This window comes from Pseudomonas lini (assembly GCF_964063345.1).
Taxonomy (GTDB): Bacteria; Pseudomonadota; Gammaproteobacteria; order Pseudomonadales; family Pseudomonadaceae; genus Aquipseudomonas; species Aquipseudomonas lini_B.
In genome coordinates this window covers 6,235,614-6,250,603 of record NZ_OZ061318.1, presented here as the reverse complement: position 1 = coordinate 6,250,603, position 14,990 = coordinate 6,235,614, and the positions used below count along the sequence as shown (strand labels likewise).

Sequence of the window (14,990 nt, the reverse complement as noted above, 5' to 3'; positions counted from 1 at the left end):
AGGTTCGCCATGGACATCCCATCACGTCGCACGACGCTGACCATCGCCCTGTGTTTTATCGTTGCATTGATTGAAGGCTTCGACCTGCAAGCTGCCGGCACTGCCGCCGCGGGACTGCGCCAGACCTTTGTCCTGGACCCGAAAATGATGGGCTGGGTGTTCAGTGCCGGCATCATCGGCTTGCTGCCGGGCGCCTTCTTCGGCGGCTGGATTGCCGATCGCATCGGCCGCAAGAAAATCCTCATCGCAGCGGTGCTGCTGTTCGGCGTGTTCTCGCTCAGCACTGCCTACGTCAGCACGTTCTCCAGCCTGCTGCTGGCGCGCTTCATGACCGGCCTGGGCCTGGGCGCCGCCCTGCCCAACCTGATCGCCTTGTGTGCCGAAGCCGTGGGTGAGCAACGCCGAGGTACCGCCATCAGCATCATGTATGCCGGCGTGCCGTTGGGTGGAGCACTGGCGGCGGTGGTCGCTATGCTGTTCACCGATCATTGGCAGACGACCTTCATCATCGGCGGTCTCGCGCCGTTGCTGGTGGTGCCGCTGATGATCCTGTTGCTGCCCGAGTCCAGCGCCTTTCGCCAGCAACAAGGGACCGTCAATTTAGCGCGCGCATCAACCGGCCAGGCACTGTTCGGCGAAGGCCGCGCTCGCGTTACCTTGGCGTTGTGGCTGAGCTACTTCTTCACCCTGACCGTGATGTACATGCTGCTCAACTGGCTGCCATCACTGCTGCTGGAACAGGGATTCAGCAAACCCCAGGCTGGCCTGGTGCAGATGCTGTTCAATATCGGCGGCGCCCTCGGCTCCCTGCTCGGCGGAGTGCTGCTGGATCGCTGCAACGGCATCAAGGTGGTGCTGTTTGTCTATGCCGGCTTGCTGGTGGCGCTGGCCGGGGTCGGGCTGTCGGTGGGTATTGTTCCTATGGGCATCGCCGGGTTTGCTGCGGGGTTGTTTGTGATGGCTGCGCAACTGGTGCTTTACGCCCTGGCACCGCCGTCATACCCGACTTCGGTGCGTGCCACCGGCGTCGGCGCGGCTGTGGCCATCGGTCGCCTGGGGTCAGTCGCCGGGCCCTTGGCCGCGGGGCAGATTCTGGCAGCCGGAGCCGGCACCACCGGGGTATTGCTGGCGACCTCCCCCGGGTTGGTGATTGCAGCACTGACCATCATCAGCGTGATTGCCCGTTCGGCAGCGCGGACCGAGCCCGAGCTCAACATGACGAACCCGGTCGCCGACAAATCCTGACAGGTCGAATCAGTCAATATGCGGAACCTGTGGGAGCGGGCTTGCTCGCGAAAGCGGTGTGTCAGACGACATCAATGTTGACTGTACCGCCGTCTTCGCGAGCAAGCCCGCTCCCACATGGATTGCGCACTCAGCGTTTATCGGGACAGCTCCTTGACTAGTGGCACCAGCGAACTCATTTCAGGCTTTTTTGCGAAGACCTTCTGCGGCAGCAGTAACCAGGCCAAGGCCGGCAGCAGGATCAAGGCGCCAAGCATGTTCACCAGGAACATGAAGGCCAGCAGGATGCCCATGTCGGCCTGGAACTTGATCGGCGAGAACGCCCAGGTCGAGACCGCGACCGCCAGTGTCATGCCGGTCAGCAGAACCACTTTGCCGGTGAACAACAGCGCCTGGTAATAGGCTTGGGCCAGAGTGTCACCGGCACGCATTCGAGCCAGGATCACGCTCAACACATAGAGCGCGTAGTCGATGCCGATCCCCACGCCGAGCGCGATCACCGGCAGTGTCGCGACTTTCACGCCCATGCCCAGACCCACCATCAGCGCCTCGCAAAGAATCGAGGTGAGCATCAGCGGCAGCATCGCGCAGAGGGTTGCACGCCAACTGCGGAAGGTCAGCAGGCATAGCAGGCTGACCGCGCCGTAGACCCAGAACAGCATCTCGTGCATGGATTTTTTCACCACGATATTGGTCGCGGCTTCGATTCCGGCGCTGCCGGCGGCCAGCATGAACTTGACCTCTGGCGCCTGATGCGCAGCGATGAAAGCCTCGCTCGCCGCCACCACCCGATTCAGGGTATCGGCCTTGTGATCGGACAGGTATACGTACAGCGACAGCATCGAACAGCCCTGATTAAACAGCTCCCGCGGAGCCCGGGTCTGCACTGCGCCCAACGCACCGTCGTTGGGGATCAGCTCATACCACTTGAAGTTGCCTTCGTTGTAACCGGCCGTGGCGATCTTGCTCATCGCCGCCATTGAAGTGGTCGACTCTACCCCAGGCAATTGCTCCAGTTGCCAGGCCAACGCGTCCACCGCAGACAGGCTGGCGTAGCGCGTGCACTGATCTTCCGGCGTCTTGATCATGACCACGAAAATATCCGAACTGGCCGCATAGTTTTGCGTCATGAACAGCGCGTCGCGGTTGTAGCGCGAGTCGGCGCGCAACTCCGGAGCGCCAGGGTCGAGATCGCCGATCTTCAGGTTCAGGCTCACGGCAAAACCAAACGCTGCCAGCAGCAGGCCGCCCAGCATCGCGCCGATGGCCCAGCGCCGTTGGGTGAACAGATCGAGTACACGCCACAAGGGATGCTTGGTTTGTGCTTGCAGCTCGGCGGTTTCCGAACTCAGGCTGCGTTGCGCCGCTGCCGGGCTGACACCGATATAGCTGAGCAGGATCGGCAGCAGAATCAGGTTGGTGAAAATCAGCACCGCCACGCCGAGGCTGGCAGTGATCGCCAGGTCCTGAATCACCCGGATATTGATCAGCAGCAACACGGCGAAGCCCACCGCATCGCAGAGCAAAGCGGTCATGCCGGCGGCGAACAGTCGGCGGAAGGTATAACGCGCGGCCACCACCCGATGGGTGCCGCGACCGACGTCCTGCACGATGCCGTTCATCTTCTGCGCGCCATGGCTCATGCCGATGGCAAACACCAGAAACGGCACCAGCGCCGAGTACGGGTCCAGCTCAAACCCAAGCATCGCGAGCAGGCCCATCTGCCAGAGCACGGCCACCAACGAACAGGTCACCACCACCAGGGTGCTGCGCGCGCAGCGGGTGTAACCGTAAAGCACCACCACGGTCACCAACACCGCCATCACGAAGAACAACAGGACCTGGGTCAGCCCCTCGATCAGATCGCCGACGATTTTGGTGAAACCAGTGATGTGGATTCGAAGTTCATCGGTCTGGTACTTGTCCCGCAGCGCCTCCAACTGCCGGGAGAACTCACCGTAGTCCAGGGCTTTGCCGGTCTGCGGACTGACGTCGAGCAACGGCACGAAGATCACGCTGGACTTGAAGTTACCGGCGACCAATTGGCCGACCTCACCGGAACGGCCGACGTTGGTTCGCACCTGCTCGATACTGGTCGCCGAACCATCATAGTCATCGGGGATCACGGTGCCGCCATCGAGGCCCTCCTCGGTCACTGCGGTCCAGCGCGTGGTCGGGGTCCATAACGATTTCATGTAAGGCCGATCGACACCCGGCAGCAGATACAGCTCGTCGTTGAGCCTGGCCAGGGTGTCGAGGTAATCCTTGGTGAAGATGCTGCCCTGTTTGACCTCCACAGCGATTCGCAACGAGTTGCCCAGACCGCTCAGCTCGCTGCGGTTCTCCAGGAAGTTGGCGACGTAGGGGTGCCCCGTAGGGATGGTCTTCTCATAGCTGGCGTTGATACCGATGCCCGTGGCTTGCCAGCCGAGCACCAGCGTCACCAGCAGACACAGCAGGATCACCAGCGGTCGATGGTTGAAGATCATTCGCTCGGCGAAGTTGCCCGACGTCTGGTCGAAGTCTTCCAGGCGGCCGATCACGGTTTGGGTTTTGTCGTCTTTCAAGTCTGACTCCTGTTGCACGGGCCATGGCCCGATAGCGCTACACCGTGAAGTTTCAAGGTTTGGCGGAGACCCGCGGATCCTGGTCAGTGGCCACGCCACTCAAACCGACGCTGGCCAGCCCCCCGTCGGCTGTCTGTTGCACGGCAGCGACCGTCCCGCCGCTACGGCTCTGGCGCTTGTCGAAGCTGCGACCCTGGTCATGGCTGAACAAAAGTTCACCGCTCTGGCTGGCCAACAGCAGGCTGCCGTCACGCAGCTCGATGGCTGACGCCAGTGTTGATTCGATGCCGGTGTCGAGGCGTCGCCAACTGCTGCCACGGTCCTCGGACCACCAGGCGTTGCCGCGCAATCCATAGGCAATCAACGCTCCTGCGCGGGTGCCGAGCAGACCGAAAAAGCTGCCTTCATAAGGTGATTTCAGAGGCTGGAACGAATGCCCGGCATCGGTCGAACGCAACAGCAAACCGCGCTCCCCCACCAGCAGCAGGTCATTACCCGAAGCGCGGATGCCATACAGGTTCAGGCCCTGCGGATTGTTCACATGCTGCATCCACGGCTGCCAGCTTCGCCCGCCGTCGTCGGTGCGGTAGATCTGGTTATAGGCGCCAACGATGTAGCCATGCAGGCGGTCACGGAAGTACAGGTCGAGAAATGGTTTATCCGGCCCGTCGCCCCGCATCTGCCGTGCCTGCGCAAGGTTGCTGGCGCCGCCTGGCCGATCGGCATCGCGCTCCGCGGCCTGCACCGCCAGCGCGGCGGCACGCTCACCGTCGAGTTGCCTGTGCCAGGTTTCACCACCGTCCTCGGTGTGCAACACCACGCCCAGATGACCGACCGCCCAGCCCTGCTCGGCGTCGACGAATTGCACCGCGGTCAGGCTGACGCTGACCGGCACACGGGCCTGGCGCCAAGTCGTTCCAGAGTCATCCGAAAGCAGCACGATGCCGCGCTCGCCGACCGCCACCAGACGCTCACCAGCCCGGGCCAACCCAAGCAATACCGCGCGCGCGGCCTTGGCGGTCGGCAGTGCCGGCTGCTGCAGTACCGCGAACGTCGCGGCCTGCGCAGTCATGGATGTGCTCACCAACAGACACAACGCCAGCGCGCAGGCACTCCATCGCAGACCGAAACTCGCAAAGATTTTTTCAACGTTCATGTCTTTATCCCGCCTGGAAAATTGCCAGCGACCGCGACGAGCTTTTCGCTCGTCACGGCGCGCCATGGTTCAACGCATGTTTTCGTTAGCCATGGCATCCGGTGTGTAATAGGAAGCTGAAGGTTTTGCGATCGTCTGGTACTGGACCGCCAGATCGTTGCTCGAAGAGTTAAGGAAGTAGGCGCCGGTATCGAGGTTGTAGCTGCCCCACATGACTTGCGCAGTGAGCGCCGGAAGGTCCGGCGCCAGCAACGTCAGCGAATACTGCTGCCGGCCCAGTTTGCCCTGCGCGTCATACCCGTCGACCATCAGGATCTGCCAGGAGTCCTCGTCGACGTAGTAGGTCCGATGCGGCACCACATGGCGCTTGCCGGATTTGAGCGTGGCCTCGACCACCCAGACCCGATGCTTCTCCCAGCGCACCAGATCAGGATTGAGAAAGTTCGGTTTGACCAGGTCGTCGCTCTTGGCCAGGCCGGCGCGATTATTGTTGTAGGGGACGATCAGTTCTTTCTTGCCCGCAAGCTTGAGATCGTAGCGGTCGGTAGGCCCGAACAACATGAACGCTTCGTCAAACAGACCGACGCCAGAGGTGACGAAGTCCGGGGTGTCGTAGGCGATGTTCGGCGCCCGGCGTACCCGGCGCTGGCCGACCAGATACTGCCAGGCCGCACGGTTGGCGGGGTCCATGTCCCAATGAGTCATCAAGCCTTCGCCGGCCTTGGATGACGGCAGTTCGGTCAACAGCTTGCCAACCTGGTACTTGCCGGCAAAATTTTCCAGGCCGCCACTTTCGGAGTAGTAGGGGAACTGATAGCTGAACAGGGCTCGGGTCGCCTGGACTTTCTTTCCGCCAGCGGTCATCAGCCAGGTATCAAAAGGTGCGCTGATGGTCTCGCCGCCCTGCCAGGACAACCGGTAGTTCCACAGTACTTGCGCGCCGTTGTCCGGGATCGGGAACGGGATACCGCCATAGGCGCTGGCGACTTTTTCGGTTTCCACGTCCAACGTGGCACGGGTGGCATTCTTGCCGGTGTTGTCATACACCCATTGCGGGGCTGCCGCCGAGCGATGGGTCGGGTAGACGTCCAGCCGATAGTCCGGGTATTTCTTCAACAGGAGCTTGGTACCTTCGGCCAGTCCGCTGGCGTACTGCTCCATGTTCGAGGCCTTGATCGAATACAGCGGCTTCTCGCCGGCGAATGGATCGGCACGTTTATCGCCCGGTTTGTAGCCCGGCGCGACCTTGGTGTAACCGCCATCCCAGGCCGGGATGCTGCCATCGGCATTGCCGGCGCGCACGCCGCCAAGAGGCGTCAGTTCAGACTTCAAACGTGCAGCCTGTTCAGGCGACACCGCTGCCTGCGCCAGGCTGATGCCAGCCAGGGCCAGGGTAAGGACGCAAGTGTTCAGGAAAGCGTTGTTCTGCATGGCGAATCCACCTTATTAGAATGAGGTTTTCACGTAGAGCGAGACGAAATCGCGGTCGGCCAGCGACTGCCCGTAACTGAAATTGCCGTCCTCGCGCAGCCCGGCTTTCGGTGCCCCGAAGAAGTTCACGTAGTTGAGGCCGACATCCCAGCGCTGCAGGTAGGTCGCCTTGAGCCCGACACTCCAGTCGCCGGAATGGGTATTGCCGAAGCCCGACTTGTTGACGGCCGAAGAACGCCCATCGAGCACCACGCCCATGCCGATTGGCACGGTCAGGTCGATCCCGTCGACAATCTGGAAGTACGCAGGCTCCACCAATACCCGCAACGCAGTGGCATCACGGGTGGTATTGGAATCCAGGGCGGCGGCGTTCTCGGTGACGCTCAGGGTGCGGTTCCACGCCAGTTCGGCCAGTGCCGAGCCGCCATCCCAAAACGCGGTAGGCGATAGCAGGTAAATCGCCGACAGGTTGGCGTGAGCGGTTTTGCCCCGGGCAAACAATGAGTTATCGCCGCCATCGGCTTCCATGCCTGGGGTCACCACTTGCAGGTTGCTCACCAGCGGCGCATTCCAGCGCACGGAAGTTTCACCGGCAAAGTTGAACGGGCCATAGGCAGTGGAAAAGCTGACGCCAGCCGTCTTGATATCTTCGGCGTAGACCTGACGATAGGAACTCAGGATCGGCAGCCCGGTGGCCGCCGCGGCTGCACCGTCGAGGTAGGCGTACAGGCCGATCGGGGCTTTGTCGTGATACTGCGCGGCGTAGAAACCCAGCTCCAGCTCGGTCCCGGTGGGTTTGAAGCGAATCTGCATACCGCCCTGCCCCGAGTTCCTCGGTTTCAGATCGCCGCCATTCACCGTGTCGTTGCCAAATACCTCACGCAGCGAACCGCTGCCATAACCGATGGCATCGGTATCACTCAGGTAGCTGCCGGCACCGGGCAGATTGGAACGTTCCCACTCGAACTGGTAGTAAGCGCCCACCGACAACTGCGGGTTGATCTGCAACTGCCCGGAGATCTGGTTGACCGGACGCAGGATCTCCTTGAACTGGGTTCCCGGCACGCTGAGCAACTTGACCACATCGGTCGGGCCCTGGGCATTGGCAATGCCGTTGCCACCGTAGAACAGGCTTTCACCGTAAATCAGGCTGTGCCGCCCCAAACGCGCCACGCCCTGGGAGTCTTCGCCGAGGTCTCCGCGCAGAAACACAAAGGCGTCGAGAATTTCAGCATCGCGGCCATGGAGCTTGCGGGTTTCGCTGAGGAAATGCGGTTGCTCGCTGCTGTCGGTGTCCTGGTTGTAGATGTCGTCGTACCAGGCCGCGCCGCTCACACGCAGCCCATAGTTTTGCCGGCTGAGATCCATTTCGGAAAACAAGTCCAGACGGTTGGAGACCAGGCCGCGGCTGAAGTTTTTATCGCCCTGACTCTGGATCGAGGGGTACAGGCCGTTGGCTGTCGGCGCGTTGACCAATCGGCTGTCCTGCCCTTGCAGACGCCAGGCCTGGCTGTACTTGATGGTGTTGTCCCAACGCAGTTTCCAGTCCGAATCTCCCAGGTCCATTTGCATGGCCTCGGCCCTTTCGATCATCACGCCTGCACTGCATAACGCCAGAAACAGGGCGCAATGCTTGAAACGAAAGCAACGTTTAACGTTGTCCATGGACGCTCCTCATTATTTTTATTTTTGGCATGGCTTTGCATGCATGGCACCTGCCAGCATGCTCAGGTAGCGGCCTGCACCGCTGTCTACAGGTGTGCATTTCAGATGTAGGTGGAGGCCAATCCGCCATCGACTGCCAGGTTGACGCCGTTGATCCAGCGCGACTCGTCGGCACACAGGAAAGCAATCACCGCCGCCACCTCATCGGCATAACCGGGGCGTTTCATGCGATGGGCATCGGCCTGGGTCCGTGCTTCACCGAGCATGCTCACAAAGTCGCCGAGGATGGGGGTGAAAACCGGGCCCGGTGCCACGCTGTTCATGCGCACTGAGTGTTCGAGGAACCAGGGCTGGGCCTGCAGGTAATTCCAGACGATCAAGGCTTCCTTGAAATACTGGTAGCAGGTCGCGTCCGGTACCGGGTGCACGGCCAGCCAGGCTTGCGCAGCGGCGAAACCTTCGATGCGTGCCAGCGCCTTGTGCTGTTCCAGGCGTAACGGCCACTCGGCGCCGAGGATCGAGGCGATATTGACGATGCTGCCGCCAGCGGCGATTCGCGGCAACAATGCCTGGCTCAGGTGACGCAGTCCCAGGTAATTGACCTGCGCCAGCAATTGCGGATTTGCGGTGCCCGGCACCCCGGCGATATTGCACAGGCTGTCGATCCGTGCCGGTAACTGCGGCAGCAGCCGGTCGATGTTCTCGGCACTGCTCAGATCACCCTGGACAAAACCGTCCAGGGTCATGTGCGGGGCCTTCAGATCGACGCCAATCACGTGGGCGCCGTGGGCGCGCAGCAGGCTTGCAGTAGCGGCGCCGATACCCGAGGAGACCCCGGTCACCAGCACAATCTTGTTGTCGAGTTTCATGTTGAGTCCTCTTATTATTTTTGTGTACTCGTCCGACTTCGTCGGTCTGGTCCTGGCCGTCAGAACGGGTAGCGCGGCGCGGTATCCTTGACCGTCACCCATTGCCATTGGGTGTATTCGTCCCAGTCGGCCGGACCGCCCACGCTGCCGCCATTGCCCGAACTGCCGCGCCCACCGAACGGGTTGATGCACTCGTCGGCCACCGTCTGATCGTTGATGTGCAGCAGACCACAATTGAGTTGTTCGCCAATCGCCATCGCGTGCCCGACCGAAGGCGAAATGATCCCTGCGGACAAGCCATACTCGGTGCGGTTGGCCAGGTCGATGGCCTCATCGTCGCTGGAAAAACTCACCACCGTGGCGACCGGGCCGAAGATCTCCTCCTCGAATGCGCGCATGCCCGGACGCACACCGGAAAGCACCGTAGGTTGGTAGAACAGCCGTTCAAACTCGCCGCCGGCTTCCAGTGTTGCCCCGGCCGTCACACTCTCCGTGACGATTTCATGCACGCGTTGCAACTGTCGTTTGTTGATCAAAGGCCCCAATACCGCCTCGCCACGAGCAGCATTGCCGACCGTGATCGCCCGGGCTTTCTCTGCCAGCCGGCGGACCAGTTCTTCAGCGATCGATTCATGGGCCAGGATGCGTCCGGTGGCCATGCAGATTTGCCCCTGATGCAGCCAGGCACCCCAAGCGGCATTGCTCGCCGCCAACTCAAGATCGGCATCTTCGAGCACGATCAACGAGTTCTTGCCGCCCAGTTCCAGAGCGACTTTTTTCAGATGACGCCCAGCCACCTCCGCGACCTTGCGCCCGGCTGCGGTAGAACCGGTGAACGCGATCATCCGAACATGCGGGTCGCGGCACAGGGCCTCACCGGCCACTGCTGCGCCCGGTAAAACCTGCAGCAACCCTTTTGGCAAACCGGCCGCCTCGAACAACCGGGCAATGATGAAACCGCCACTGACCGGGGTCTGCGGATCGGGCTTGAGCACCACCGCGTTGCCGGCCGCCAGCGCCGGTGCCACCGAACGCAGGGAAAGCACCAGGGGAAAGTTGAACGGTGAAATCACCCCGACCACGCCATGGGGCAACCGGCGCGCATAGGACAAACGCCCCGCTTCGCTTGGGAGGACCAGACCATGGGGTTGCGACAGCAGACCGGCGGCCTGATGCAACAAGACGATCGCCTCGCGAACCTCATGTTCTCCCTTGAACAGGCTGCCGCCACTTTCCCGGGCGATGTACAGCGCCAGTTCGGCAAAGTGTTGCTGGGCCAGGGCTGCGGCTTTGCGAAAGATCTCTGCGCGCTCCCGTGGCCCCAATGCCGCCCAGGCCGGTTGAACACGGGCAGCGGTCAGGCTGGCAAACGCGATGTCCGCCGCATCGGCTAATCCTGTGACGGTCAGTACCTCGCCGGTGGCCGGCTCGATGACTCTGTTGACGCCGCCCAATGGACGTATCCAGTCGCCATTGAAGATGCGTTCGCACCACAGTGCGTCCCGCAGAAAATCAGATGGTTCACTTACCGACATTTCGGTCTCCCGGCTCTTGTGTTTGTAATTGCCTGACGCGGCCTTGCTAAAAGGATGCAGCGTCGTGAAAGCACTAGAGCAAGGGCTGTGCCGACTTCCTCCGTTGCCACGCGTTTTAGGTGGCGAAGGCTCTGGCCTGAAGGTTTGAGAGGAGCACTGATGAATAGGGCAAGGCGTTTGGCGCTCGGTCGACACCCGGCCACTTGTCCAAATGATAAAGTTATGTTTAATAACTGTTTTGCTAATTGATCATTTCGATCAGTCGACTCGCTCAGGGGCATATAACAATGAATAATCCCCATTCGCTGCTTCCTCATCTCGCGGTGCAGGAGGAACATTTCTCGCCACGGGGAGACAGCACTCAACTGACCGAGGGCAACTCACCGACCCTGGCCGAGTTAGCCGAATGCCTGTTCTTTTCCCCGGTTGACGGACGTATCTGGCTCAACGACCAGCGCATGCTGCTATTGCACAGTTCATCCTTCGGCGCGCTGCGACGGGAGATTATCGAGCGCCAGGGACTGGAACAGACTCGCGGTCTGTTTACTCGCACCGGCTATTTGTCCGGCGCACGTGATGCGCGATTGATCCGCGAGCGCTGGCCAGACGCCGACGCCGCGGCGGTGTTCTCGGCTGGCACGCGCCTGCACACACTCGAAGGCATGACCAAGGTCGAACCCCTGCACTTCAAATTCGACGCCGACTCAGGCTTCTACGAAGGTGAATTCCTCTGGCACCACTCCTGTGAGGCCGACGAACATATCGCCGCCTACGGGATTGGCCAGGATCCGGTGTGCTGGACCGAACTGGGCTATGCCATCGGTTATGTCAGCGGGCTGTTCGGCCGCCTGGTGATCTTCCGTGAAACCGAGTGCCGGGGCATGGGCCATGAGAGCTGCCGGGTGATCGGCAAGACCGCCGAGCAATGGGGCGATGTCGAACAGGACCTGAGTTATCTCACCGCCACGCCATCCAGCGTCGCCCCCAAGCAACGTCCAGTCCCGGCGCCCGCGCCCCAGGATGACGACAGCGAATTACCCGGCGGGCAAAAACCCATTGGCGCCAGCGCCGCCTTCAACGCCGCGACCCTCGCCCTGCAGCGGGTTGCGCCGACGCCGGCCACGGTGCTGTTCAGTGGCGAGTCCGGGGTCGGCAAGGAATTGTTCGCCCGTCAGTTGCATCAGTTCAGCCCACGCCACCAAGCACCTTTCGTGGCCCTCAACTGCGCAGCGATCCCGGACAATCTGATCGAGGCCGAACTGTTTGGTGTCGAACGCGGCGCCTATACCGGCGCGACCCATTCGCGCCCCGGACGCTTCGAACGCGCTCACGGTGGCACCCTGTTTCTCGATGAAATCGCCAGCCTCAGCCTGCCCGGACAGGGCAAGCTGCTGCGTGCATTGCAAGAGCGTGAGATCGAGCGCATCGGTGCAAGTCAGTCGATCAAGGTCGATGTCCGGGTAGTGGCCGCAACCAATGTCGACTTGCGCAAAGCCGTGGCGGCCGGAGACTTTCGCGAGGACCTGTTCTACCGCCTGAACGTCTATCCCATCACGTTGCCGCCATTGCGCGAACGCCGTGACGACATCCCGTTGCTGGTCAATGCGTTCCTGCGGCGCTTCTGTCAGGCCTACGCCCGCAAGCCCGCCGGGTTGACCATGCGTGCACTCAAAGTGCTGTTGCGCTATGACTTCCCCGGCAACGTGCGGGAATTGCAAAACCTGGTCGAGCGCGGCCTGATCGCCAGCGAAGACGGTCAAGCCATCGATCTGGTCCACCTGTTTCGCAACGAACCCATGCCACAGGAGGCGTACTCTCTGGACGGCAATGGCAGCCTCGCAGCCACTGACCAGAGCCCCGCCACCACGCAGCCTCGTCCGGCCTTGCTGGAAACCCTGGCTCGTCTGGAACACGGCTTCTCCATTGAAGGCCTGGAGTCGCGTTTGATCGACGAAGCGCTGCAAAAGAGCGAAGGCAATCTCGCGGCCGCCGCGCGACTGCTGGGGTTGAGTCGTGCGCAGTTTGCCTACCGACTGAAGAAGTACCGACAGGCATCGGTTTGACTCAGGCTGAGTCAATGCAAGCCCACCTCGGCAGGAGCAGCCCGCTCTTGTTGAGGCGCGGAGGTTAGCGTAGCAACGGCTACCCGTCGTAGATGAGGATGAAACGAAATTATCTTGCCAATATAGTTATGACGATGAACTATGTTTGAAGTTAACTTGTTTACCCCATCACACGCGCCCCGGAGTCCACATGCCCCATAACAACAACATCGACGGCATCATCGAACAACTCAGCCAACTGCCTCCCCTCAGCTCGCTGACTGTCGATCAACAGCGTCAACAGGCCGAACAACTTTTCGGCTCCGGCTCCTGTGCCGAGGGCGTGGTCTTTGAGGCCGCCAATCTGGCCGGTGTCAGTGGGCTTTGGGTCAATCCCACAGATGCCCGGCCTGACGTCGTGTTGCTGTATCTGCATGGCGGAGGCTATTCATTTGGCAGTGCCCAGGCCTATCGCCCGTTCGTTAGCCAATTGGCAGCCCGCAGCCGGATTCGTACCCTGTGCATCGATTACCGCCTGGCCCCGGAACACCCTTTCCCGGCCGCCGTAGAGGACGCTCTGGATGTCTACCGCGCACTCCTCGAAAACGGTGTGAACGCCGGGCACCTGGTGCTGGCCGGCGACAGTGCCGGTGGCGGTCTGTGCATGGCCCTGATGCTGGCTGCCAAGGCCGCTGGTTTGCCGCTGCCCGCAGCTGCGGTAGTGATGTCGCCTTGGGTGGACATGGCTCAGACTGGAGCGTCCTGGAATTTGCAGAAGGCGAGAGATCCATTGCTCGGCCCGCTTGCTGGCAAGACCCTTATGGCCGACACCTATCTGCAGGGCGCCGAACCACTGAATCCGCTGGCCTCCCCCCTATACGGTGACCTTCGGAGTCTACCGCCAGTGCTGATCCAGGTGGGCAGTCGGGAATGCCTGCTGGACGATTCAACCCGGCTCGCCAGCCGCCTGGCCAGCGCCGAAGTGGCGGTACACCTGGACGTCTGGCCGGGAATGATTCATGTCTTCCAGAGCATGAGCGATCAACTCGAAGAAGCCCGCCGGGCACTGGACCAGATCAGCGCCTTCCTCCTTCGGCACCTGGGGGAAGATGTGTCCTGACTTCAAGTTTGCGTAGAATGCGGGGCGATACCGTATCCAATATTAAACAACGGCCGGTAGACCCATCCTCCCTGTGATCAACTGGTGACTTGTGGCGCCCTTCTACGTTCAATCCCTGACCTGTCAACCATGAGCGAGAGCTCATGGGTATTAATTGCCAATACAAAAGCGCTTTGCAGGTTTTGTCTGTCGTTATCGTTGCTTATTGCCGGTAACGCGTCTGGCGTGCCATTGCCGCTTGAGTTGTATATCCCGGACGCACCGCCACTGACGTTTGTCGATGATGCCAAGGGGCACGGAATGGTCGGAGAAGCCGTTCTGACGGCCATTGCCAACGCTGGCTATGTCGCTCATGTCCATGTGCTTCCCTGGGCCAGATCGCAGAAATACGTCAGCGAGAAGCAGGATATTTTGATAGCCCCCTTGTCTCGCACGCCGGAACGCGAAGATCGCTTCACCTGGATCACGTCAATCATGCCCATGGAGCGCGCTTTTTTCAGCCTCGACCGGCCGGTGAACAGCTTCGCCCAAGCGAAAAAAACCTACCGGGTGATCGGTGTCGGCCTGGGCAGCGCTCAGGAGGAAATCCTGCGTGCACAAGGTTTCAGCGACGAGCAGATCTACCCGCTGACCATTGGCGATAACCCTGCGCAGATGCTTTTGAAAGGTCGCATTGATGCCTGGTTCAATGGTGTTCCCGAGAGTCAATACATCTGGCCGAAGGTGTCTGAACGCAAGCTGTTCATGAGCCCCGTCATGAGCAGAGCGGAGCTCTATCTGGCTTGCTCCAGGCTTTGCTCCGCTCAACTGGTGCAAGACCTGCGCGAGGCGGTTGAAAAGCTTCGCGATGACGGCACTCTGGCGCGTATACAGAAGAGCTATTTGTCGCAATAACGGAACCGACAGCGCCGCTCATTCTGCGTATTGCCGGAGATGGCGTCAGTCCCGTGGGGCAGATCCCAAGACCCTGCCGCAAATGATTGAATAGGCTGCAGCAAATAGTTAGTTCAGAAACTCATGAACTAACCGTGCCAACCTTTCTTGCATTGCGTGAGGGGGCGATGCGGCTAATGCCAGTCAGTTAACATAGATCTTTGGTCTGGCGAGCATTTGTGGCGAGGGGGCTTGTCGGAACGCCGCATCGCCCCGTTGGGCTGCGAAGCAGTCCTAAAATCTGCAACCTCGTTCTGTCTGGCAGACCGCATGCACCGGATTACGACTGCTTCGCAGCCGAGCGGGGGCAAGCCCCCTCGCCACAGGTTATGCATTTGGCACCTCCTTTCCTTAACTGACTGGCATTGGGCGATGCGCCCCCGTTTCGGTTCATTGCACGTCCTGATGGGCACGAACCAGAACAGAG

Annotated in this window: 10 protein-coding genes; 4 read left to right on the top strand and 6 right to left on the bottom strand. The window is 60.9% G+C overall.

What is annotated here, in order from left to right; translation table 11 throughout:
* Positions 1-9: 9 nt before the first annotated feature.
* The gene (gene mhpT / locus AB3226_RS28380) at positions 10-1,245 is read left to right on the top strand and encodes a 3-(3-hydroxy-phenyl)propionate transporter MhpT (RefSeq protein ID WP_367375487.1); all 1,236 of its coding nucleotides are present in this window, start codon (positions 10-12) and stop codon (positions 1,243-1,245) included.
* 137 nt (positions 1,246-1,382) lie between these two features.
* Here mhpT and AB3226_RS28375 read toward each other — a convergent pair whose 3' ends face one another.
* The 6 genes from AB3226_RS28375 to AB3226_RS28350 all read right to left on the bottom strand — a co-directional run bounded on the left by AB3226_RS28375 (position 1,383) and on the right by AB3226_RS28350 (position 10,468).
* Complete coding sequence (locus AB3226_RS28375) at positions 1,383-3,812, bottom strand: RND family transporter (protein WP_367375486.1); 2,430 nt, start codon at positions 3,810-3,812, stop codon at positions 1,383-1,385.
* A gap of 52 nt (positions 3,813-3,864) precedes the next feature.
* The gene (locus AB3226_RS28370; protein ID WP_367375485.1) at positions 3,865-4,968 is read right to left on the bottom strand and encodes a WD40/YVTN/BNR-like repeat-containing protein; all 1,104 of its coding nucleotides are present in this window, start codon (positions 4,966-4,968) and stop codon (positions 3,865-3,867) included.
* Between the two features lie 69 nt (positions 4,969-5,037).
* Positions 5,038-6,399, bottom strand: a complete 1,362-nt coding sequence (locus AB3226_RS28365; protein WP_367375484.1) for a DUF1329 domain-containing protein — start codon at positions 6,397-6,399, stop codon at positions 5,038-5,040.
* 15 nt (positions 6,400-6,414) lie between these two features.
* Positions 6,415-8,064, bottom strand: coding sequence for a DUF1302 domain-containing protein (locus AB3226_RS28360; protein ID WP_367375483.1), 1,650 nt, complete (start codon positions 8,062-8,064; stop codon positions 6,415-6,417).
* Positions 8,065-8,165: 101 nt separating this feature from the next.
* The gene (locus AB3226_RS28355) at positions 8,166-8,933 is read right to left on the bottom strand and encodes a coniferyl-alcohol dehydrogenase (protein ID WP_367375482.1); all 768 of its coding nucleotides are present in this window, start codon (positions 8,931-8,933) and stop codon (positions 8,166-8,168) included.
* A gap of 59 nt (positions 8,934-8,992) precedes the next feature.
* Positions 8,993-10,468 carry a benzaldehyde dehydrogenase gene (locus tag AB3226_RS28350; RefSeq protein WP_367375481.1) on the bottom strand — a complete coding sequence of 492 codons (1,476 nt, stop codon included), beginning with the start codon at positions 10,466-10,468 and terminating at the stop codon, positions 8,993-8,995.
* 287 nt (positions 10,469-10,755) lie between these two features.
* Here AB3226_RS28350 and AB3226_RS28345 point away from each other — a divergent pair, with 287 nt between their 5' ends.
* The 3 genes from AB3226_RS28345 to AB3226_RS28335 all read left to right on the top strand — a co-directional run bounded on the left by AB3226_RS28345 (position 10,756) and on the right by AB3226_RS28335 (position 14,524).
* Positions 10,756-12,531, top strand: coding sequence for a sigma 54-interacting transcriptional regulator (locus AB3226_RS28345; protein ID WP_367375480.1), 1,776 nt, complete (start codon positions 10,756-10,758; stop codon positions 12,529-12,531).
* Positions 12,532-12,721: 190 nt separating this feature from the next.
* On the top strand, positions 12,722-13,630 hold the full coding sequence (locus AB3226_RS28340; protein ID WP_367375479.1) for an alpha/beta hydrolase: 909 nt from the start codon (positions 12,722-12,724) through the stop codon (positions 13,628-13,630).
* Positions 13,631-13,759: 129 nt separating this feature from the next.
* Positions 13,760-14,524, top strand: coding sequence for a substrate-binding periplasmic protein (locus AB3226_RS28335; protein ID WP_367375478.1), 765 nt, complete (start codon positions 13,760-13,762; stop codon positions 14,522-14,524).
* The last annotated feature ends 466 nt before the right edge of the window (positions 14,525-14,990 follow it).

What these genes read in the sequence shown, in the direction of transcription:
- mhpT (WP_367375487.1), top strand. Translation starts at nt 10, where the DNA reads ATGGACATCCCATCACGTCGCACGACGCTGACCATCGCCCTGTGTTTT.
- AB3226_RS28370 (WP_367375485.1), bottom strand. Translation starts at nt 4,968, where the DNA reads ATGAACGTTGAAAAAATCTTTGCGAGTTTCGGTCTGCGATGGAGTGCC.
- AB3226_RS28365 (WP_367375484.1), bottom strand. Translation starts at nt 6,399, where the DNA reads ATGCAGAACAACGCTTTCCTGAACACTTGCGTCCTTACCCTGGCCCTG.
- AB3226_RS28360 (WP_367375483.1), bottom strand. Translation starts at nt 8,064, where the DNA reads ATGGACAACGTTAAACGTTGCTTTCGTTTCAAGCATTGCGCCCTGTTT.
- AB3226_RS28355 (WP_367375482.1), bottom strand. Translation starts at nt 8,933, where the DNA reads ATGAAACTCGACAACAAGATTGTGCTGGTGACCGGGGTCTCCTCGGGT.
- AB3226_RS28350 (WP_367375481.1), bottom strand. Translation starts at nt 10,468, where the DNA reads ATGTCGGTAAGTGAACCATCTGATTTTCTGCGGGACGCACTGTGGTGC.
- AB3226_RS28345 (WP_367375480.1), top strand. Translation starts at nt 10,756, where the DNA reads ATGAATAATCCCCATTCGCTGCTTCCTCATCTCGCGGTGCAGGAGGAA.
- AB3226_RS28340 (WP_367375479.1), top strand. Translation starts at nt 12,722, where the DNA reads ATGCCCCATAACAACAACATCGACGGCATCATCGAACAACTCAGCCAA.
- AB3226_RS28335 (WP_367375478.1), top strand. Translation starts at nt 13,760, where the DNA reads ATGAGCGAGAGCTCATGGGTATTAATTGCCAATACAAAAGCGCTTTGC.